Raw genomic sequence first — 19,626 nt, forward strand, 5'->3', positions numbered from 1 at the left:
TCGGCGTCCCCAGTGCCACATTGGGCGCACTTGTCCGCCGAACCCACGGACCTGGCGAGCGTCTTGACATGCAGCCGCGCGGCTGCCTAACCTGTAAAGGCAGCCGTGAGGCTGCATATCTGGGAGAGCGGCATGGACGAGGTCTTCAAGGCGCTGGCCGACCCGAGCAGGCGGCGGTTGCTCGACGACCTGAACGCCCGCAACGGGCAGACCCTGCGCGAGCTGTGCGCGGGGCTGGACATGGCGCGGCAGTCGGTCAGCAAGCATCTGGCCGTGCTGGAAGCGGCGAATCTGGTGACCACGGTGTGGCGTGGCCGCGAGAAGTTGCACTACGTGAACGCGGAGCCGATCAACGCGATCGCCGAGCGCTGGATCGACCGGTACCACCAGGGCCGGGTCGACGCGCTCGCCGACCTCAAGAAGGCATTGGAGCAGGAACCCATGAGTACCGACGAATTCGTGTACACCAGCTACATCAGGACGACGCCGGAGCGGCTTTGGCGGGCGCTCACCGATCCGGTCTTCACCAAGCAGTACTGGGGTTGCGAGTTCACCTCGGACTGGAAGGCCGGGTCGACGATGGCCTGGGAGCAGCTCGGCGTGAAGCTGGAGGATCCCGAACAGGTCGTCCTCGAGTCCGACCCGTACCGGCGGCTGTCCTACACCTGGCACACGTTCACGCCGGAGTTCGCCAAGTCGGTAGGGCTCGATGACGACGTGTCGGCGAAGCTTCAGGCCGAGTCGCGGTCGAAGGTGACGTTCGATCTCGAACCCGTCGGCGACATGGTGAAGCTGACCGTGGTGCACGACGGTTTCGACCAGGGCAGCACCGCGCTGGAGATGGTCAAGGGCGGCTGGCCGTCGATCCTGTCGAGCCTCAAATCGCTGTTGGAGACCGGCGAGCCGCTGCCCGAACCCGCGTAACCCGGTCGACCCGGCCCTCGCGATCGGGCACGATGCGCAGCGTGCCCCTGGAGATCGCCTGCGACGAGTCCGGGTCCGAGGGCGAGAAACTGATCGGCGGCCGGACCGGCGTGTTCGCGCACGCGGGGGTCCGGCTGAGCCTCGAAGAGGCCACGGCCTGCCTGGTCGAGCTGCGGCGGAGGATCCGCTCGCCGGCGGTCGAGTACAAGGCGAACCACCTCCTCCGCACGAAGCACCGGCGGGTGCTCGAATGGTTCCTCGGTCCGCGCGGCCCGGTCCACCGACGCGCGCGTGTGTACCTCGTGGACAAGAAACGGTTGCTGGCGAACGAACTCCGGGCGCTCGCCGGCCCGGAAATCCGGCCGGACGACGAGCTCCTCGCCGCGTTCAACGACGTGCTGCGGACCAGGAACCGTCGCGATCCGGCGGCGGGGTCGTTCTTCGCGATGGCCGGGGACACCGCGGAATTGAGGGCGAGGGTCGGCCGGGCGCGTGACGCCAAGATCCTCGATCCGCTGGTGCCCGCGATCCTCCGCGCCATCGAGTACTGGAGCGCGGGAGGGGAGCCGGTCTTCCTCGTCCACGACGAACAACCGTCGCTCAAAGGCGACCGGCTCGCCCGGATCGAGGCGAGTCCGGGATTGGCCGGCGTGAAGTTCGTGGATTCCCGGACCGATCCGCGGGTGCAGGCCGCCGATTTCCTCGTCGGCGTCGCCCGCCGGATCGCGGAGGACGCCTTGAACGGGAACGGTGACGAGATATTGACCGGATTGCTCGCGCCGTATGTCGATCCCGAGTCACTCTGGGACTGATTCACTCCATGGCGCACCGAATCGCTCGGGTGGACGGTTGCCCGGCGCGGCGACGGGCTGGAAACGTCGGAACGGATCCGACCCCGGCCCGGGAGGCAGTCGCAGATGCAGGCTTTCACCTTGCCCGAGTTCTACCTGCCGCATCCGGCCAGGATGAATCCGCACCTCGAAGCGGCACGGGCACACAGTATGTCCTGGGCCAGGGAAATGGGGATGCTCGATTCGCCGTCGCCGTCCGGTGACGTCGTCTGGACCGAGCAGGCGCTGGCGAAAATGGATTACGCGCTGCTCTGCGCGCACACCCATCCGGACTGTGACGGGCCGTCCCTCGATCTGGTCACGGACTGGTACGTGTGGGTGTTCTTCTTCGACGACGATTTCCTCGCGCAATTCAAGTACACCCGCGACACCGAGGGCGCCAAGGCCTATTTGGACCGCTTGGAACTGTTCATGACCGGCCCGGGAGAAAGGTCGCCGGAACCGGGGAATCCCGCCGAAGCCGGGCTTGAAAACCTTTGGGCTCGCACCATTCCTTCGATGTCCGAGGCCTGGCGACGGCGTTTCGTCACCAGCACGCACAATCTGATGGTCGAATCGCTCTGGGAACTGGACAACATCGACCGTGGCCGTATCGCGAACCCCATCGAATACGTCCAGATGCGCCGTCGTGTCGGCGGGGCGCCGTGGTCGGCGAACCTCATCGAGTTCGCCGTCGGTGCCGAGGTACCGGACCGGATCGCGGCGACCAGGCCGATGGAGGTGCTGCGTGACACGTTCGCCGACGCCGTCCACCTTCGCAACGATCTCTTTTCCTACCAACGCGAAGTGCGAGAGGAGGGCGAGAACTCCAACGCCGTCCTCGTCTTCGAGAAGTTCCTCGACTGCCCGACGCAGGAAGCCGCCGAACTCACCAACGACCTGCTGACCTCGCGCTTGCAGCAGTTCGAGAACACCGCGCTCGTCGAGGTGCCCGCGTTGCTCGCCGAGCGCGATGTCTCGCTGCCCGAGCAGATCGCGGTCGGCCTGTACGTCAAAGGCCTGCAGGACTGGCAATCCGGCGGTCACGAGTGGCACACCCGGTCGAGCCGGTACATGAACGAGGGAGCGGCCGCCAACGGGCCTGGGCTCGTTCAGCGGATACGGCAGCAGGCACCGCCGCCGTTCGCGAAGACCGGGCACCTGCCGTTGCCGGAATTCCGCATGCCGTATCCCGTGCGCACCAGCCCCCACCTCGCCGCCGCCCGCGAATACGCGCCGGGCTGGGCGCGGGAGATGGGGATACTCGACGGCGGGGTCTGGGACGACCGCCGGTTCCGCGGGCTCGACCTCGCGTATTGCGCCGCGATGATCGACCCGGACACGGACCTCGACGGGCTGAAGCTGTCGACCGACTGGCTCACCTGGGGCACGTTCGGCGACGACTACTTCCCGCTGGTCTTCGGGGCGAAACGGGACGCGGTCGCCGCGAAACTGTGCAGCGACCGGCTTTCCCTGTTCATGCCGCTAGAAGGCGAGCCGGTGCCGAAGCCGTCGAACCCGATCGAGGTCGGCCTCGCGGACCTGTGGGGCCGCACCGCGGGACCGCTGTCCCCGCGTACGCGCGCGGGTTTCCGGCAGGCGGTCGAGAGCATGACCGCGAGCTGGGCCTGGGAGATCGGGAACCAGGCGCAGAACCGCGTCCCCGACCCGGTCGACTACGTGGAGATGCGGCGGCGGACGTTCGGCTCCGACCTGACCAAGAGCCTCGCGCTCCTCGAACTCGGCGACGTCGTGCCCGCCGAGCTCTTCGGGAACCGGGTGCTGTTCGAACTCGACACGGCGGCGCAGGACTACGCGGCGTTCTCCAACGACCTGTTCTCGTACCAGAAGGAGATCGAATACGAGGGCGAGACGCACAACCTCGTGTACGTCGCCGAGCGGTTCCTGGACGTCGACCGGATCGAGGCCCGCGACATCGCCGCCCGGCTGATGAACGCGCGGATGACGCAGTTCGAGCAGCTCGCCGGCGAGGATCTGCCGCGGATGTGCGACGACCTCGGGCTCGGCGACGACGTCCGCGCGGCGGTCACCGGGTACGCGGACCACCTGAAGGACTGGATGGCGGGAATCCTGGAATGGCACCGGAAGTGCGTGCGGTACACGCCGGAGGAGCTGGCGCGCGTCCACGCTCCCGAGCCGCCGGTGTTCTCGCTCGTGCCGAGTGGGATCGGCATGTCGGCGTGGCGGATCGGGAGCGGGGCGCGCTGATCGCCTAGAACGCGGTCAGCGTGATCCGCGCGGTCCGCGGATCCCCGTCGTGCACCAGCGACTCGAAGTGCCCGACGTCGTCGAAGGCGAAGCCGTACGCCTTCCCGTCGACCATCTGCTCGTGCACGATCCGCGAGTAGTGGTCGGTCACGGACTGCTTGTAGAACTGGCCCGCGTCATACGTCGGCTGCGTGTGCAGCGAGCCGAGCGTCGAGCGGTGCAGTGCCGCGCACAGGGTCCGCGCGATCGGGCCGACGACCTGGTCGTTCGGCGCGTGCAGGCGCCCGTCGCAGTTGAAGACGTCGCGGGTGCTCGGCTTGCTGAACGACGCCACTTCGGCGCCCGAGGTGTCGGTGAAGCGCAGGACGTCGTCCCCGCCGGTGCGGCCGGTGAACTTCTTGCCGGGTTCGGCCTCGAACGGGACGACGGTGAGCGGCGTCGACTTGTAGGTGTTCCAGGCGCTCGTGACGTATCCGTCGAGGTAGTTGCCGGCGAACTTGCCGGTGTCGAGCCCCTTGCCCGGTGCGAGGACCCGCAGCCGGTTGTACACCAGGTTCGAGAACCCGGACTGGCCTTGGACGGCGTTGAAGACGTTCTCGCGGCCACCGGGCTTCAAACGGCCGGCTTCCTTGCTCGCGCCCGCCCCGTTGGTCAGCCCGACGGCGTGCGGCACGCTGAACATGTCGACCTGCGAGCTGTTGATGAACAGCCCGCCGTTGTCGTAGGTGAATTCGCTCCAGTCGAACAGGATGTCGCGGTTCGGGTCGCCGTCGGCCCACGGCGCGGGCTGCACCAGGCCGTCCGGGGTGAGGAAGAACTTGATCTTCTGCCCGAACGACATGTAGACCCGCCCTGAGAGCATGCGCGGGATCCGCAGGGTGGTCGAGCCGCCGTTGCCGGGGCCCGCGATCGAGACGTCCGGCGCGGGGCTCGGCGGGTTCGCGCCCGGCGGCCACGCGGTGAAGGCGCCGGCGGCGTTGACGTAGCCGAGTTTCCCGGTGTTGAGGTTCGTGCCGAGCACGTAGAGGTGGACCGCGTCGGAGCGGTTCGAATTGTTCGTCACGGTCAGCGGCAGCGGATCGGGGCCCGCGGCGGCCGCGGTGGACGCCGAAAGCGCCGAAACACCGGTGACCAGGGGGAGGGCGACCGCCAACGCGGTCAAAACGCGCCGGACCTTCTTGCGGATGCGCACAGTTCACTCCTCGGCGGAATCCCGTCGCGGAGCGTGGACGCGCCGCGGCGGTGCTTGCGGATGTCGGCCGGGGGCGCGTTCCCGGCCTGGGCGTGACCTTGGCGAGGGGTCTCAGCACGGGAAGTTACGTCGCGGGACGCCGACATGTCCAGACCACTGGTGGGAATCTGTCCGGTTTTCCGCCCAGGCGGACAATTCGTCGCGGACCCTTCGTCGATTGAGGTGGCCGGATTCCTCGACTACCGTTGTCCGGGTTCCGTCCTGGACCCCGGCGGCCGGGTTTTCTCATCCGTGGGGAGCGGGACATGAGCGACGAATTTCCGATGCGAAGAACCGGCGGCGGCGAGACGTGGATTTCCGCCGCCGGCTGGGACGGCCTCGCCAAGGCCGCGGCGGACGGTGAGCCGCACGGCATGGACGATCTCATGTCCGCCGTCGCGGCGTGGGCACGGCAGTACGCCGAGACCCGCCTCGGCGGCCATGAGCTCACCTACCTCGAACCGGCCGACGTCGCACAGGAGATCTGCCTCGCGGTGCTGGTCGCCGTCCCCGGATACGGCGTACGCGGCGGTTCCTTCCTCTTCCTCCTGCGCGCCATCGCGGCGAACAAGGTCGCCGATGTCTTCCGGAAGGCGGCGCGGAGCAAGCAGGTGCTGACCGGCGAACTCCCCGAACGCCCGGCCGGACCGGCGGACGAACCGGAGCAGCGCGCGTTGCGGACCGACCTCGGGGTCCGGCTCGGCAGGCTGATGCGGATGCTGCCCGTCTCGCACCGCGAGGTGCTGGGGATGCGGGTGATCGGCGAGCTGACGTCGAACGAGACCGCGGCGGCGCTCGGGACGACCTCGTCACGGGTGCGGGTGACCAAACATCGCGCGATCAGCAGGCTGCGGGCCTGCGCTCAGCGCCAGGACGCCTTGAGCTGAATACGGATCAACAACCGGACCAACGGATTCTCCCGTTTGGCGCGGGTTTCGAGAATGCGAACGCACATGGCCCCTCCAGAGCTCGCCGGCGAGCACCGTTGCCGAGGGCCAGGACAAGCGGTCTCGGTTTCCACCCTAGGCGCGGTCCGGGGAGCCGGAACCGGCTGAACGGACCATTGACGGCCACCAGCACCCGCCATTCGGCCCTTCGGGCTACTGCATTAGTGCCGAAGAAGTCGTTGTGGGCACGGCAAAGAGCGGAAACGTGGGAGGATGGTCGCGGCGCGAACGGCAGGTTCGCACTGTTCGCCCCTGACCTCGGCGATCCCGTCCGGCACCGGACAACGCCGAGAGGCAGACATGAGGCCTGCAAGGCCCGATCACACCGCACTGGTATGGGCGAGGTTGCGTAACCTCGCTTCGGAATCCGGATCCGCGGTGACAGTGGAACACGCGTGCATCGTCTGCGGAGAGGTTCTCGAGGCCGCGGGCGTCGGCCTCGCACTCGCCGCGAAAGGAGGTCCCGCCGAGCCGGTCTTCGCCACCGACCAACGCAGCAGGGAATTGGAAGACCTGCAGTTCACCCTGGGAGAAGGACCGGCGCTGGAGGTGATGGACGGCGGGATGCTCGTCGTCGTCACCGACATGACCGATTCGGAGGCGTCGCTCCGGTGGCCGCTGTTCGCCCCCGAGGCGATCGACAGAGGCGTCAAATCGATCATCGCGGTGCCCATTCAGGCCGGGGCGATCAAACTGGGCGTCGTCGACTGCTATCGCGAACTCGCCGGACTCCCTTCGGTGAACGGCCAAGCGGAGGCACTCGTCTGCGCCGAAGCCGCGATCACCCTCGCCGTCGCCGATGCCGACATCGGAAGGCCCGGCCTCGCCGAACTGATCGACCTCGAATTCACCCAGCATCGTGCTCAAGTCCACCAGGCCGCGGGCATGGTGTCGGTCCAGCTCGACATCGGGCTCAGGGACGCGCTCGCCCGCTTGCGTGCCCACGCCTTCGCCAACGGCCGCAAGCTGAGCGAGGTGGCCGAGGACGTGGTGACGCGCAGGTTCGCGTTCCGGCCCGGCTCGTGATGGGTCGTGTGCCTAAGGAGAAACGGAAAAGATGACCGACTCGGCGACCGCCTTGCGGGAAACCTTCGTGCAGCTGGCGGACACGCTTGTCGACGACTTCGACCTCATCGAGTTCCTCGACCTGCTCGCGTACAGATGTGTCGAGCTGCTCGGCGTCTGCACCGCGGGCCTGCTGCTCGCCGACCCGCGCGGCACGCTCACCATGGTGGCCGCCTCCGACGAACAAACCCGGTTGCTCGAATTGTTCCAGCTGCAGAACTCCGAGGGGCCGTGCTTGGACTGCTACCAGTCCGCCGAGCCGGTGAGATGCGTGGATCTGGTGCGTGCGCGCGGAAGATGGCCGAAGTTCGCCCGGGAGGCGGAAAACGCCGGATTCCGTTCCGTGTACGCGTTGCCGATGCGGTTGCGGGAAGACGTGATCGGCGCGCTGAACCTGTTCGGCACGCGTCCCGCGTTGCTCGACGACGAGGGATTGCGGCTGGGACAGGCACTCGCGGACATCGCCACGATCGGCATCGTGCATCACCGCCTGTTGCAGCGGCAGGAGATCATCACCGCGCAACTGCAGACGGCGTTGAACAGCCGGGTGATCATCGAACAGGCGAAAGGCGTGCTGGCCGAACGGCTCCGCGTTTCGATCAGCGACGCGTTCGGCGTACTACGCGCCTACGCGCGGAGCAACAACCGCAAGATCCTCGCCGTCGCGACGGGGATCATCGATCGCACAGTGGAAATCCGGCGCTGAGCGATACCGGTTCGGCGCTTGTCCGCCCCGGGCCGATTCCTAGACTGGATGGGTGTTCTCCCTGGAGCAGCTGGTGAGTTTCGTCGCGGTGGCCGAGGAACTGCACTACGGCCGCGCGGCGGAGCGGCTCTCGATGACGCAGCCGCCGTTGAGCAGGCGGATCCAGCTGCTGGAGCGGGAACTCGGGGCCGAGCTTTTCGACCGTACGCACCGCACCGTCCGGCTGACCCCTGCCGGACGGGTTTTCCTCGCCGAGGCAAGGAAGATCCTGCGTTCGTCGCACGAGGCGACGTTGTACGTCCGCCGCGTGAAGAAGGGTGAGGTCGGCGTCGTGACGCTCGGTTTCACCGCCACGGCGGCGTGTTCGTATCTCGAACGCGTCATCGCCGCGGCGAACGCCGAGGTGCCCGGTGTCGATCTCGTGCTCCGGGAGATGGTGACGGCGGCGCAGGTGGAGGAGTTGCTGGCGGGCGGGATCGACCTCGGCATGATCCGGCCACCGGTCGCGGGCGCCGACATCGTGACCCTGCCGCTGTGGCGGGAACCGCTGCTGGCCGCGCTGCCGTCGGCGCATCCTTTGGCGCGGCGCAAGAAGAACCCCGACGTCCGTGATTTCGACGGCGAGCCGTTCATCATGTATTCGCCGTCGGAAGGCCGGTACTTCCACGATCTGCTCGTGGCGGTGTTCCGCGCCGCCCGGGTGTCGCCGGAGTACACGCAGTACCCCTGCCAGGTGCATACGGTGCTCGCGCTGGTGAAGGCGGAACTCGGCGTCGCGCTGGTGCCTGCCGCGGCGGGCACGCTGCGCTTCGAAGGTGTCGTGCTCCGTCCGGTGGACGGGGTCGAGGGCCGTCCGGTGGAACTCGACCTGATGTGGCGGCGCGGCAACGACAATCCGGCGCTCGGCGCGCTGCTCACCGCCATCGGCAATCCGCCGCGGCGCCGTCAGTCCACTGTGGAGTGATCGGGCCAGGCGTCGCCCCATTCCGCGTCGCGGGCCGCGCGGTAGGCCGGGCCGTGCCGTTTGGTGACGATCTTCTCGGTGAGCCCGGACTCGGCGCACAGGGACAGGCTGACCATGCCCTTGCGTTTGGCCGGATGCCGCAGGACGCGGGCGTCGGCGCGTTCCGGCGCCGTGCGGGAGGCGACGACGTAGGAGAACTTCTCGTCCTCGAAGCCGAGCGTCCCGGACTTGAGCTGACGGTGCAGACCGGTGCGCGGGAGGCGCGCGGAGAAATGGCACCAGTCCTTGCCGCGCGGGATCGGGCACGCGCCCTCGTGCGGACAGGGCGCGACCAGGGAGAGCCCGAGTCCGACGAGCTGATCCCGCGCCGCGACGATCCGCTCGTAACCCGCGGGTGTGCCGGGCTCGATCAGCACCAGCATCGAGGCCTTCGCCGAGAGCCAGCGGACGGTGTCGGCCCGGCGCGCTTCGGGCAGCTCGCCGAGGACATAGGAGAGGGTCACCAGATCGGCCTCGGGGGCGGGCGCCGCCGGGTCGATCAGGCCGCGTCGCCAGGTCGAGCCCCGGACGGCCTTGTCCCCGGCGTTCTCCGCCAGCCGCCGCCCCAGCGCGATCGCGCCGGGGACCTGTTCGACGACGGTGCTCTCCTCCAGCGTCGGCCACACGTCGGCCGCCGCCCAGATCGCGGCACCGGTTCCGCCACCGATGTCGATCTGCGTGCGCGGAGCGAACCCAGGAGCGCGAAGGGCGGCTTCGGCGAGGACGGCGTGTACGGCCGCGTACGTGGCCGGCATCCGGTAGCCCGCGTACGCCGCGATGTCCGCTTCGGACGAGAGGATGGGCGCGCTCGCGGGGGCGTTCTCGCGGTAGCGCGTGCTGAGCCGCTCGACGGACTGCGTCAGCCTGTTCTGCGGGTACTTGCCCAGCTCTTCGTCGAGGGCGGAGCGGAGGGTTTCGGGGAGTGCGGACACGATCGAAGATTCTCGCATGGGTGGTTGACCTGCGGTTTTCCGGCTGCTCGAATATCGGCGGAAAAAAGTTCGGGGACCGTGTCGAATCCCGGGGTGCCCGATCGACGCGTAGATGTGGCAGGGACGAGCCCCGCCGGGAACGGAGACTTCGATGCGGTTCATGGTGATTGTCAAGAGCGACGAGAAGACCGACGTGGCCGGCGCCCAGCCGAGCGCCGAGGAGCTGCAGGAGATGGGGAAGTTCAACGAGGAACTGGTGAAGGCCGGCGTCATGCTCGCGGGTGAAGGCCTGCTGCCCAGCTCCGAGGGTTTCCGCCTCCAGTACTCCGGCACCACCGAGGCGCGCGTCGTCGACGGGCCGTTCGCCGAGAGCAAGGAACTCATCGCGGGTTTCTGGATCCTGCAGGTCAAGGACCGGGCCGAGGTTATCGAATGGATGAAGCGCGCGCCGTTCCGCGAGGGCGAGATCGAGATCCGCCGGATCGCGGAGATGGAGGACTTCGACAACGCGACCCCGGAGATCGTCGAGCACGAGCAGAAGCTGCGGGAGCAGGCCGAGGCCAACTAGGCCGCGTGCGGCCAGGGTTGCGGTCGTCGCGCCGACGATGTTGATTGGTCGGCGTGACGGCAACGACAGACTCCCGTTCGGCGATCGACGCGGTGTGGCGGATCGAATCGGCCCGCCTCATCGCCGGCCTTGCGCGGATGACGCGCGACGTCGGCCTCGCGGAGGAGCTGGCGCAGGACGCGCTGGTCGCCGCGCTCGAACAGTGGCCTGAGTCGGGCGTCCCGAGGAATCCGGGCGCCTGGCTCATGACCACGGCCAAACGGCGGGCCGTCGACACCTTCCGGCGCAACGAGCGGTACGAGAAGAAGCTCGGCGAGATCGGCCGCGAGCAGGAGTACGAGGAGGAACCCGACTTCACCGCGGGCCTCGACGACCATATCGAGGACGATCTCCTGCGGCTGGTGTTCACCGCCTGCCACCCGGTGCTTTCGACCGAGGCGCGGGTGGCGCTGACGCTGAAGATGATCGGCGGGCTGCAGACGCACGAGATCGCGCGGGCTTTCCTGGCCAAGGAGACCGCCATCGCGCAGCGGATCGTGCGGGCGAAGAAGACGCTCGGCGACGCCAAGGTGCCGTTCGAGGTGCCCGAGGCGGCGGACAGGGTCGCGCGTCTTTCTTCGGTGCTCGAAGTCATCTACCTGATCTTCAACGAGGGGTATTCGGCGACGGCGGGCGAGGACTGGATGCGGCCCGCGCTGTGCGAGGAGGCGCTGCGGCTCGGACGGATCCTCGCCGGGCTGATGCCGAAGGAACCCGAGGTGCACGGGCTCGTCGCGCTGATGGAGATCCAGGCTTCACGGTCCGCCGCCCGCGTCGGGCCGAACGGCGAACCCGTGTTGCTGATGGACCAGGACCGCACGAAATGGAACCGGATCCTGATCGGCCGCGGCCTCTCCGCGCTGGAGCTCTCCGAGTCGCTCACGGGCGGCGCTTTCGGCGTCTACGCGGCGCAGGCCGCCATCGCCGCCTGCCACGCGCGGGCGCGGACGGGCGAGGAGACCGACTGGGCGCGGATCGCCGTGCTGTACGAAGGGCTCGGGAAGCTGAACCCGTCGCCGGTGATCGAGCTGAACCGCGCGGTGGCGTTGTCGATGGCCGTCGGGCCGGAGGCGGGGCTGGAGATCGTCGACAAGCTGACGTCGGAGCCCGCGCTCAAGGCGTACCACCTGCTGCCGAGCGTGCGCGGCGACTTCCTGTCGAAACTCGGCCGCCTCGACGAGGCCCGCGCCGAATTCGAGCGCGCGGCGGAGATGACCGGGAACGACCGGGAGCGCACCCTGCTCCTGAACCGCGCGGCCGAATGCACCCCTCGCGATTAGTCCTCTGAATGCGGTGGTTCGTGGTGCGAACCACCGCATTCAGAGGACGAAACGCGTCAGGCGCGGGCGGGGCGAAGCGCGGTCAGCGCCCGGTGCTGGCCCAGCCGGACCGCCTGGACGGAGCAGCCGAGCGCGAGCGCGGTGTCGTCGGCGGAAAGCCCGACGAGCGACCGCAGCACCATGATCTCGCGCTGCTGCCCCGGCAGCCCCGAAAGCGGATTCGGCAGTTCGGCGGCGGTCCGGTGGAAGTCGTCGACCAGACCGTGCGTGACGTCGTAGGCGAACGCGAGCAGGGCGCGCGCGCCGGCCGTCCCGGCGACGATTTCGCGGCAGCTGTCCTTGGCGACCGCGTCGGCGATGTCGTAGGTGCCCGAACGACGACCGATCCGCGCCCGGCAGTAACGCACGACCAGGACGCGGACGGCGTCGACGAGTTTCGAAGTCGGCTCCATCCGCCCGTCGGCCTCCTCCGGCCGTCGCGAACCGTGTCCTTCCATCGGCTCCCTCTCCCACCTTTCAGATGAGCACGGCCGCGGGGGAGGGAGGTACGGTCTTTTTGCCCACACGAGTGGGTCAGGCCTCGATGAAGACGATCCGCTCGGGCTCGATCGTGAGGCTCACGGTCTGCCGCTTCACGCTCACCAAGGTCTCGAATTCCGTCGCGTGCCCGTCCGGGACGGTGAACAGGCGATCGTTGCGGGAATCGAGGAAGTCGGAGAAGCCGGTCAGCGAGACCCCGCCGCTTTCGTCGAGCGCGAGGTAGTCGACGAGCCGGCGGAACAGTTTCGGCAGGATCACCAGTTCGTCGGCGAGTTGCCGCCGCGACGCGAGCTTGAACCCGGAGTTCGTGACGTCCTGCGGCCACAGCCCGAGCCCGTTCTGGCGGGCTTTGACCGCGGCTTCGGCCAAGGCGTCACGGAGATCGGGATAAAGCAGTGAATAGAACGTCGGATAGACGAGACCGTCCGCGACCTGCCGGTAGTTCGCGGAGTTCTTCAGCGTTTTGACGTCGAGATGGACCTTGGAAAGGTCCGCCGACCGGCCCGGCCGCTGCCCGGGAAAGGCGAACGCAACGGCTCGTCCGTATTTGTCGGCGAATCGCGTCAGTATGTGACCGGCTACCTTGATCGGCGTCGACGAAGTGACCGTTCCCCGCTCGTCGCGTTCGACGGTTTTGAAGCCGAGGCACTTCAGCAGGTTCGCCGCGGCGGCGTCGGCGAATTCCGCGGGCTGGTGCCACATCCCGCCGGTTCCCCTGGCCTGGTAATGCGTTTCGAGCGCGTCGATCGCGTCGAGCCGCAACTGCATCCCGCCCCGCGAATTGAGCCGGACCTTCAGGCCCGCCTTCTTGGTCGCCTGCGGGTCTTCGGGATAGAACCGCACCGAATCGCCGTCCGGTGAGGCTCCGACAAGCTGGAACGTACCTTTGATCAGCGTCATGGGCATGAGGACAACGGTAGTTCGCATTCCGGTGAACGGATCCGGTGTTCATCCATCCAGCCCAATGGCCGGTTAAGATCGGATGACCATTGTGGACATTATCGAATTCACGTTCACGACGGGATCATGAACCGCAGCACGGTCGCCTGGAGCAACGAGATCACCCCGACCACGGCGGTCAGCACCACCGACCACAGGAACGTCTGCCGCAGCAACGCGCCTTCCTCACCGGACCGGCCGATCGCGGTGGCGCCGATGGACAGGTTCTGCGGCGAGATCATCTTGCCCATCACGCCGCCGGAGGTGTTGGTGGCGCCGGCGAGGATCGGGTCGACGTGCAGTTGCTGAGCCGAAATCACCTGCATCGGCCCGAAGAGACTGTTCGTCGACGCGTCCGAGCCGGTGAGGAAGACGCCCAGCCAGCCGATGTAGGCGGAGAACAACGGGAACAGCACCCCGGTGGTCGCGAGCGCGAGGCCGAGGGTCTGCGTCGCGCCCGAGTAGTTCATGACGAACGCGATCGCGAGGATCATGAAGATCGTCGCCAGCGCCCACCGCATCTGGTGCAGTGTCCGGCGGTAGGTCGCCAGCAGCAGCCGCGGTTTCGCGCCCATCGCGAACCCCGCCACGATCGCCGCGATCAGGGCCACCGTTCCGGGCGAATAAAGGAAGTCGACGGTCAGCGTCGCCGCGTACGGCGTGTCCTTGGGCGTGATCGGCGGGTGCTGGACGACCTCCTTGTGCAGCCCCGGCCACGCGAACATCCAGTCGGCCTTGTGCAGCAGCTTCGTCAGGTCCAGCCATTCGGGCAGGTTCTTGAAGATCGTCCCGATCCGGGAAAGGAAGATCGCCGCGATCAGGATGATGTACGGCGCCCACGCGTACAGCGCGCCGCGTCCGGCCTTCGCCGCGCCGAGACTGGCCTTCACCGGTTCTTCGCCGTCGAAACGCCAAACCGCCGAAGGCTGCCAGAATCGCGTCAGTATCCACAGCGAGGCCATCGCGGCGAGTGCGGCGACGACGTCGACGAGGCTCGGGCTGATGAAGTTCGAGGTGACGAACTGCATGACGGCGAACGACAGCCCGGCCGTCAGCACGGCGGGCCAGACCTCGATCATCCGCTTCCAGCCCGCGAGCACCACGATCAGGAAACCGGGGACGATCAACGCCAGCAACGGGAGCTGCCGTCCGACCATCGACGAGAACAGTTCCGTCGCCTGCTCCTGTTTCAGGTCGAGGATCGGCGCGGTCAGCCTGCCCAGCACGATCAGCGGATTGCCGAGACCGCCGAACGCGACCGGCGCGGTGTTCGCCAGCAACGCCAGCACGACCGCCTTCACCGGCGGGAAACCGAGCGCGGCCATCATCGCCGCGGTGATCGCGATCGGCGAGCCGCCGCCCGCGATCCCTTCCAGCAGCGCGCCGAAACCGAACGCGATCAGCAGCGCCTGGAGGCGGCGGTCCTCACTGAACCCGGCGAGGACCGCTTTGATGTCGTCGAACCGTCCGGTCGCGACGGTGACGTTGTGGAAGTACACGGCGTGGAACGCGATCCAGGCCACCGACCACACCCCGAAGACCAGCCCCATGACGGCGGAATCGAGGGCGAGCCCGGCGGGCATGCGGTACAGCAGCACCGCGACCAGCAGCGCGGTGATCAGCGCGAGCCCGGCCGAGAGCTGCGCCGAGCGGCGCAGGACCCCCAGCGTCACCAGCAGCACGATGATCGGCAGCGCCGCCAGCGCGGCGGACAGCCACAGCCCGCCCGCCGGCTGGTAGTCCTGGAGCCAGCCCACCTCAGGCCCTTTGCGCCCGGACGTAACCCAGGCGGAGCGACAACGCGGCGGCGGTCCCGGCCACCGTCGCGCCGAGTTCGTCGGTGCGGCGCAGGACGCGGCCGGCGGGGCCCGCGACGCTGATCGCGGCGATCGGCCGTCCGGTGTGGTCGCGGACGGCGGCGGCCACACAACCGACGTCCGGTTCGTTCTCGACGTCGTCCACGGCCCAGCCGCGACGGCTCGTCCTGGCGAGATCGTCGAGCAGCCGGACGGGATCATTGATCGTCTTGAGCGTGAGACTGTCGAGTTTCATCCGGCGGATGCGCTCGACGCGGTCCTGTTCGGGCAATGCAGCCAGCCACGCCTTGCCCAGCGACGTCGCGTGCTGCGGACGGCGGGTGCCGAGGCGGCAGGCCAGCGTGACGGCGTTGGCGCTGCGTTCGGTGGCGACGTAGACCATCGTGTCGTTGTCCGGGACGGCGAGATACGTCGTCTCGCCGCTCCGCTCGGCGAGCGAGGCGAGGTAGCGCGGCGCGCAGCGGTGGAGGTCGGTCGCCGCCATCGCGCGGGCGCCGAGTTCGACCAGCCGGGTACCGAGCCGCACACGGCCGGTGGCGCGATCGGCTTCGAGGTATTCGAGATTCTTGAGGGTGCCGACGATGCGGTAGGCGGCACTCCGCGAGAGGCCCAGTTGCCTGGCGATCGCGTTGGTGGAAATCTCCTGGTTCTGGCCGACGTGCTCGAGAACCGCGAGACCGCGCTCGAGTGTGCCACTGGAATCCAGCCCGCGTGGTGTGCCCACTTCGCCCTCCGTAGGACCGGGGTGCCGATCATCGGCACCTGTTTCCGCTAAGCGGATTCGGACGTTAACAGTTCACCGGACCCTTGGGAAGGTTTCTTAACAAACTGGCGACTGGACAAGTTTTCCCAGCTCGCGGGCTTCCCGTCAAGATCACCGGTTTGGACCAATCCGTTCGGCGGGTCCGATTCGGCGTATGACTTCAGAGGTCATTTTTCTGTTCACGGACATGAAAGAACCCCCGCCGGAAAATCGCGGCGAGGGTCCGGGGCGGAGTCCGTTTCTAACGCACCGAGAGGTTCCCGATCGCTCGGACGACCGCCGTGCAGCGGTCTTCGACGTAGTCCAGACCGCCTTCTTCGGCGATCCGGCGGGACTCGGCGGAGACGATGCCCTGCTGCAGCCAAAGCGCCTTCGCGCCGATCGCGACGGCCTGTTCGGCGATCGGCGGGGTGTCGGCGGACGGGCGGAAGACGTCGACCAGGTCGACGGGTTCCGGGATGTCGGTGAGCGAGCGGTAGACCTTCTCGCCCAGCAGTTCGTCGGCCGACGGGTGGACGGGGATGATCCGGAACCCGTGTGCCTGCAGTACGGCGGCGACCCCGTGCGAGGACTTGGCCGGATCGCGGCTCAGCCCCACGACGGCGATCGTCTTCGATCCGGCGAGGATCTCGGTGGCGCGATCGGTCATACCCCGTACAACCGCCACCGGCCCAGGGGAATTCCTAGAGCTTCCAGAGCCGCAGCCCGCGCACCCGGTACACCGGCCAGACGACGTGCCACACGCGGCGCCGCAGGAAGACCGCGGAACAGGTGAGGACACTGCGCGCGGACGTCGTCGCGACGTCGTGGCGGTCCGGCCAGATCTCGCCGTGCCGCCCGGCGGCGATCCGGAAGACGTTGACCAGGCCGCGGCCCTGCAGGTCGAACTTCGCGCCGGTGTCGCCGGAATCCGGGGTCAGTGACGCGATTTCCGGGCCGAACGCGGCCGCGGGCGCCGGCCCCGCGTCGGCGGGGAGATCACCGACGGTCGCCGAGACGGCCTTGCCGTAGAGGCGCCGGGTGTAGCGCTGGAGCAGCAGCCGCTCCCACAGCGGCAGGACCCGGCGGTGCTTGAGCAGCGCCGAACACTCCGCGTGCCCGATGGCGAAGATGTCGGTCAGCTCGTCGTAGGCGTTGTGCGCGGTGGGCTCGTTGAGGTGCACCCGCACCTCGTAGCGGATACGCGCGGTGAGCTCGTCGAGCTCCTCGCGGCGGTCGATCCTGGTCTTCGCCCGGGAGAGCGCCCAATCGGACATGGGAGCAGGCTAGGTGATGATCGGGGTCGTGCGAGACCCTTTCGGCCTAATCTCGTCGTACCGGCCAGTGGAACGGCCGTCTTGTGCGGGCCGGGGTGACGGGGCAGAGTCCGACTGGTCGGAAGGAGCCCATGGACGCCAGCACGCTGCAGGAGGCCGCGGCCGCGCTGCTCAGCGCGTACGAGACCGGTAAGCCGATCGCGCCCCTCATCGAGACCTATCCCGCCGCGACGCTGGAGGACGCGTACCGCGTTCAGCAGCGGCTCGTCCGCCATTGGGCCGAGCGCGGCGACGGCGTGCGCGGGCACAAGGTCGGCCTCGCTTCCGCCGCCATGCAGCGGCAGATGGGCGTCGACCAGCCCGACTACGGCCATCTGACCGCTTCGATGTTCCATCTCGAACACCAGCCGATCCCGATCGGCGGCTTCCTGCAGCCGAAGATCGAACCGGAGATCGCGTTCGTGCTCGGTTCGCGGCTGCGCGGCCCCGGCGTCACGGTGGCGGACGCGCTGCGGGCGGTGGATTTCGTCGTCCCGGCGCTGGAGATCGTCGATTCCCGGATCCGGGACTGGAAGATCAGCATCGTCGACACCATCGCGGACAACGCGTCTTCCGGCGGTGTCGTCCTCGGCAGCAGGCCGACCGCGATCGGCGACATCGACCTGCGGCTGGTGGGCTGCGTCCTGCACCAGAACGGCGAGATCGCGGCGACCGGCGCCGGTGGCGCGGTGCTCGGTTCGCCGGTGAACGCGCTGGTATGGCTCGCGAACACGGTCGGGCCGCTCGGTGTCGCGCTCGAACCGGGGCATGTCGTGCTGCCGGGTTCGATGACGCGGGCGATCCCGGTGAATCCGGGCGACACCGTCGTCGCGACGATGGCGGGACTCGGCAGTGTCACCGCGAAGTTCTCCGGGGAGGAACGGCCGTGAGCCTTGAGGTGCGGGAGGCGGCGGAAGCGCTGCTGACCGGGGAAGAACGCGAGCCGCTGACCGACGCGTGGCCGGAGCTGGACATCGACACCGCGTACGCGATCCAGGACGAGGCGCTCCGGCTCAGGCTGGAGCGCGGCGAGACGCTGATCGGCGTCAAGCTCGGCCTGACCTCGCGCGCGAAACAGCAACGCATGGGAATCGACTCGCCGTTGCTCGCGTGGCTGACCGACGCGATGGTGCTCCCCGCCGGTGTGCCTGTGCCGTCGCTGCTCCATCCGCGTGCCGAGCCGGAGCTGGTTTTCGTTCTGGGGCAACGTCTTTCGGGCCCTGGCGTGACCGCGGCGACCGCGATGGCGGCGGTGGACCGGGTCCACGGCGGTGTCGAGATCATCGACAGCCGCTACCGCGACTATCGCTTCGAACTGCCGGACGTCGTGGCGGACAACGGTTCTTCCGCGTACGTCACGCTCGGGCCGGTGGGCGCCCAGCCTGCTTCGCTGGATCTCTCGCTGGAGGCGGCCCTGCTTGAGGTCGACGGCGCGATCGTCGACACCGCCACCGGGGCGGCGGTGCTGGGGCATCCGGCGGAGGCGCTGGCGCTGGCGGCCAACGCCCTCGGTGCGCGCGGGCGCGCGCTGGAGCCGGGCTGGCTCGTGTTCACCGGCGGGATGACCGACGCGGTCGACGTGCGCCCGGGTTCACGGGTGGCGGCGCATTTCTCGAACCTGGGCTCGATCACGCTCGCCGGGTCTTGACGTCCGCGCGGTCGGCCGTCCGGAGCAGACCGCGCGTCAGCCGGGGCCAGATCGCGCGCGGCAGGTCGTGCCCCATGCCCGGGACGATGTCCACTTCGGACTCCCGCAGCGCGCGGGCCGTCGCCCGGCCGCCGGAAACGTGCACGAGCGGATCCTTCGAACCGTGCACGACGAGCGCGGGCACGTCGACCTTCCGCAACGCGCGGAAGCGATCCCGGCTCGAAACGATCGCCGCTAGCTGCCGCAGGGTCCCGCCAGGGTTGACGCCACGATCGAACGACCGCTCCGCGCGCTCACGCATCCGGGCCTCGTCGAAGGGATAACCGGGCGAGCCGATCACGCGGAACGTGCGCACGAGCGAGTCGACGTACTCCTCGCGGCCGCGCGGGGGCGCCGAAAGCAGCATCGCCATCGCCTTGGCGCTGGGCCGCCCGACGAACCGGTTGCCGGTGGTCGACATGATCGACGTCAGCGACCGGACCCGCGACGGATACTCGATGGCCAGGGTCTGCGCGACCATCCCGCCCATCGACGCGCCCACGACGTGCGCGCTCGCGACGCCGAGCTCGGTCAGCAGCCCGGCGGCGTCGCCCGCCATGTCCGCCAAGGAGTACGGCGCCGTGCGCAAGGCGTAGGCGAGCGGCAGGTTCACCCGGCCGGTCATCCGGCTGGACCGGCCGGCGTCCCGGTTGTCGTAGCGGATGACGAAGAACCCCTCGGCCGCGAGGTTCTCGCAGAGTTCGTCGTCCCACCAGATCATCTGGGAGGCCAGGCCCATGATCATCAGCAGCGGCCTGCCGTCCGGCGAGCCGAACGTCTCGTGGCACAGCTGGATGCCGTTCACTTCGGCGATCTTCTCCGGCATCACGA

General features: G+C 68.5%; 20 protein-coding genes. 11 read left to right on the top strand and 9 right to left on the bottom strand.

Annotated features, from left to right (window positions below; translation table 11 throughout):
- The first annotated feature begins 132 nt into the window (after positions 1–132).
- From ED92_RS09640 to ED92_RS09650, 3 genes are all read left to right on the top strand, one after another.
- A complete protein-coding gene (locus tag ED92_RS09640) occupies positions 133–924 on the top strand; it encodes a metalloregulator ArsR/SmtB family transcription factor (protein ID WP_037335418.1) in 792 nt (263 codons plus the stop codon).
- A 32-nt stretch (positions 925–956) separates the two neighbouring features.
- Positions 957–1,736 carry a DUF3800 domain-containing protein gene (locus ED92_RS09645; RefSeq protein WP_037335421.1) on the top strand — a complete coding sequence of 260 codons (780 nt, stop codon included), beginning with the start codon at positions 957–959 and terminating at the stop codon, positions 1,734–1,736.
- A 105-nt stretch (positions 1,737–1,841) separates the two neighbouring features.
- Positions 1,842–3,983: a geosmin synthase gene (locus ED92_RS09650; RefSeq protein WP_037335425.1), complete on the top strand. Its 2,142-nt coding sequence runs from the start codon at positions 1,842–1,844 to the stop codon at positions 3,981–3,983.
- A 4-nt stretch (positions 3,984–3,987) separates the two neighbouring features.
- Here ED92_RS09650 and ED92_RS09655 read toward each other — a convergent pair whose 3' ends face one another.
- A complete protein-coding gene (locus ED92_RS09655) occupies positions 3,988–5,175 on the bottom strand; it encodes a beta-1,3-glucanase family protein (RefSeq protein ID WP_037335427.1) in 1,188 nt (395 codons plus the stop codon).
- A gap of 305 nt (positions 5,176–5,480) precedes the next feature.
- Between ED92_RS09655 and ED92_RS09660 the strand changes: the two genes are divergently transcribed.
- The 4 genes from ED92_RS09660 to ED92_RS09675 all read left to right on the top strand — a co-directional run bounded on the left by ED92_RS09660 (position 5,481) and on the right by ED92_RS09675 (position 8,896).
- A complete protein-coding gene (locus tag ED92_RS09660; RefSeq protein ID WP_037335430.1) occupies positions 5,481–6,101 on the top strand; it encodes a sigma-70 family RNA polymerase sigma factor in 621 nt (206 codons plus the stop codon).
- Between the two features lie 438 nt (positions 6,102–6,539).
- Positions 6,540–7,187 (top strand): ANTAR domain-containing protein, encoded by a 648-nt coding sequence (locus ED92_RS09665; protein WP_235213224.1) that lies wholly within the window; start codon positions 6,540–6,542, stop codon positions 7,185–7,187.
- Positions 7,188–7,218: 31 nt separating this feature from the next.
- A complete protein-coding gene (locus ED92_RS09670) occupies positions 7,219–7,932 on the top strand; it encodes a GAF and ANTAR domain-containing protein (protein ID WP_037335436.1) in 714 nt (237 codons plus the stop codon).
- Between the two features lie 52 nt (positions 7,933–7,984).
- Positions 7,985–8,896: a LysR substrate-binding domain-containing protein gene (locus ED92_RS09675; RefSeq protein ID WP_037335438.1), complete on the top strand. Its 912-nt coding sequence runs from the start codon at positions 7,985–7,987 to the stop codon at positions 8,894–8,896.
- On the opposite strand, the gene ED92_RS09680 is transcribed toward ED92_RS09675, so the two are convergent.
- The gene (locus tag ED92_RS09680) at positions 8,878–9,885 is read right to left on the bottom strand and encodes a small ribosomal subunit Rsm22 family protein (RefSeq protein ID WP_037335441.1); all 1,008 of its coding nucleotides are present in this window, start codon (positions 9,883–9,885) and stop codon (positions 8,878–8,880) included. The genes ED92_RS09675 and ED92_RS09680 overlap by 19 nt on opposite strands.
- Positions 9,886–10,018: 133 nt before the next feature.
- Here ED92_RS09680 and ED92_RS09685 point away from each other — a divergent pair, with 133 nt between their 5' ends.
- Together ED92_RS09685 and ED92_RS09690 are read left to right on the top strand one after the other, a co-directional pair.
- Complete coding sequence (locus ED92_RS09685) at positions 10,019–10,435, top strand: YciI family protein (protein WP_037335443.1); 417 nt, start codon at positions 10,019–10,021, stop codon at positions 10,433–10,435.
- Between the two features lie 44 nt (positions 10,436–10,479).
- Positions 10,480–11,754 (top strand): RNA polymerase sigma factor, encoded by a 1,275-nt coding sequence (locus tag ED92_RS09690; protein WP_037335445.1) that lies wholly within the window; start codon positions 10,480–10,482, stop codon positions 11,752–11,754.
- 56 nt (positions 11,755–11,810) lie between these two features.
- Here ED92_RS09690 and ED92_RS09695 read toward each other — a convergent pair whose 3' ends face one another.
- The 6 genes from ED92_RS09695 to ED92_RS09720 form a co-directional block, all read right to left on the bottom strand.
- Entirely contained in the window at positions 11,811–12,251 is a 441-nt protein-coding gene (locus ED92_RS09695; protein WP_233629609.1) for a sigma factor-like helix-turn-helix DNA-binding protein, read from the bottom strand.
- 76 nt (positions 12,252–12,327) lie between these two features.
- Complete coding sequence (locus ED92_RS09700; protein ID WP_037335447.1) at positions 12,328–13,200, bottom strand: hypothetical protein; 873 nt, start codon at positions 13,198–13,200, stop codon at positions 12,328–12,330.
- A gap of 107 nt (positions 13,201–13,307) precedes the next feature.
- Complete coding sequence (locus ED92_RS09705; RefSeq protein ID WP_037335449.1) at positions 13,308–14,990, bottom strand: L-lactate permease; 1,683 nt, start codon at positions 14,988–14,990, stop codon at positions 13,308–13,310.
- 1 nt (position 14,991) lies between these two features.
- Positions 14,992–15,774: an IclR family transcriptional regulator gene (locus tag ED92_RS09710; RefSeq protein WP_037335451.1), complete on the bottom strand. Its 783-nt coding sequence runs from the start codon at positions 15,772–15,774 to the stop codon at positions 14,992–14,994.
- 280 nt (positions 15,775–16,054) lie between these two features.
- Positions 16,055–16,462 carry a CoA-binding protein gene (locus tag ED92_RS09715; protein WP_037335452.1) on the bottom strand — a complete coding sequence of 136 codons (408 nt, stop codon included), beginning with the start codon at positions 16,460–16,462 and terminating at the stop codon, positions 16,055–16,057.
- 34 nt (positions 16,463–16,496) lie between these two features.
- Positions 16,497–17,069, bottom strand: coding sequence for a hypothetical protein (locus ED92_RS09720; RefSeq protein WP_037335453.1), 573 nt, complete (start codon positions 17,067–17,069; stop codon positions 16,497–16,499).
- Positions 17,070–17,200: 131 nt separating this feature from the next.
- Here ED92_RS09720 and ED92_RS09725 point away from each other — a divergent pair, with 131 nt between their 5' ends.
- Both ED92_RS09725 and ED92_RS09730 read left to right on the top strand, forming a co-directional pair.
- Positions 17,201–17,998, top strand: a complete 798-nt coding sequence (locus tag ED92_RS09725; RefSeq protein WP_037335454.1) for a 2-keto-4-pentenoate hydratase — start codon at positions 17,201–17,203, stop codon at positions 17,996–17,998.
- Positions 17,995–18,756 (top strand): 2-keto-4-pentenoate hydratase, encoded by a 762-nt coding sequence (locus tag ED92_RS09730; RefSeq protein ID WP_037335456.1) that lies wholly within the window; start codon positions 17,995–17,997, stop codon positions 18,754–18,756. Before ED92_RS09725 ends, ED92_RS09730 begins: the two co-directional genes overlap by 4 nt.
- On the opposite strand, the gene ED92_RS09735 is transcribed toward ED92_RS09730, so the two are convergent.
- Entirely contained in the window at positions 18,737–19,621 is an 885-nt protein-coding gene (locus ED92_RS09735; protein ID WP_037335458.1) for an alpha/beta fold hydrolase, read from the bottom strand. The two genes, ED92_RS09730 and ED92_RS09735, sit on opposite strands and share 20 nt — an antisense overlap.
- Positions 19,622–19,626: the final 5 nt, after the last annotated feature.

Source organism: Amycolatopsis sp. MJM2582 (assembly GCF_000754115.1).
Taxonomy (GTDB): domain Bacteria; phylum Actinomycetota; class Actinomycetes; order Mycobacteriales; family Pseudonocardiaceae; genus Amycolatopsis; species Amycolatopsis japonica.

Coding starts and splice junctions, on each gene's coding strand:
- ED92_RS09640 (WP_037335418.1), top strand. CDS start 133: ATGGACGAGGTCTTCAAGGCGCTGGCCGACCCGAGCAGGCGGCGGTTG.
- ED92_RS09645 (WP_037335421.1), top strand. CDS start 957: ATGCGCAGCGTGCCCCTGGAGATCGCCTGCGACGAGTCCGGGTCCGAG.
- ED92_RS09650 (WP_037335425.1), top strand. CDS start 1,842: ATGCAGGCTTTCACCTTGCCCGAGTTCTACCTGCCGCATCCGGCCAGG.
- ED92_RS09660 (WP_037335430.1), top strand. CDS start 5,481: ATGAGCGACGAATTTCCGATGCGAAGAACCGGCGGCGGCGAGACGTGG.
- ED92_RS09670 (WP_037335436.1), top strand. CDS start 7,219: ATGACCGACTCGGCGACCGCCTTGCGGGAAACCTTCGTGCAGCTGGCG.
- ED92_RS09680 (WP_037335441.1), bottom strand. CDS start 9,885: ATGCGAGAATCTTCGATCGTGTCCGCACTCCCCGAAACCCTCCGCTCC.
- ED92_RS09685 (WP_037335443.1), top strand. CDS start 10,019: ATGCGGTTCATGGTGATTGTCAAGAGCGACGAGAAGACCGACGTGGCC.
- ED92_RS09695 (WP_233629609.1), bottom strand. CDS start 12,251: ATGGAAGGACACGGTTCGCGACGGCCGGAGGAGGCCGACGGGCGGATG.
- ED92_RS09700 (WP_037335447.1), bottom strand. CDS start 13,200: ATGCCCATGACGCTGATCAAAGGTACGTTCCAGCTTGTCGGAGCCTCA.
- ED92_RS09715 (WP_037335452.1), bottom strand. CDS start 16,462: ATGACCGATCGCGCCACCGAGATCCTCGCCGGATCGAAGACGATCGCC.
- ED92_RS09720 (WP_037335453.1), bottom strand. CDS start 17,069: ATGTCCGATTGGGCGCTCTCCCGGGCGAAGACCAGGATCGACCGCCGC.
- ED92_RS09725 (WP_037335454.1), top strand. CDS start 17,201: ATGGACGCCAGCACGCTGCAGGAGGCCGCGGCCGCGCTGCTCAGCGCG.
- ED92_RS09735 (WP_037335458.1), bottom strand. CDS start 19,621: ATGCCGGAGAAGATCGCCGAAGTGAACGGCATCCAGCTGTGCCACGAG.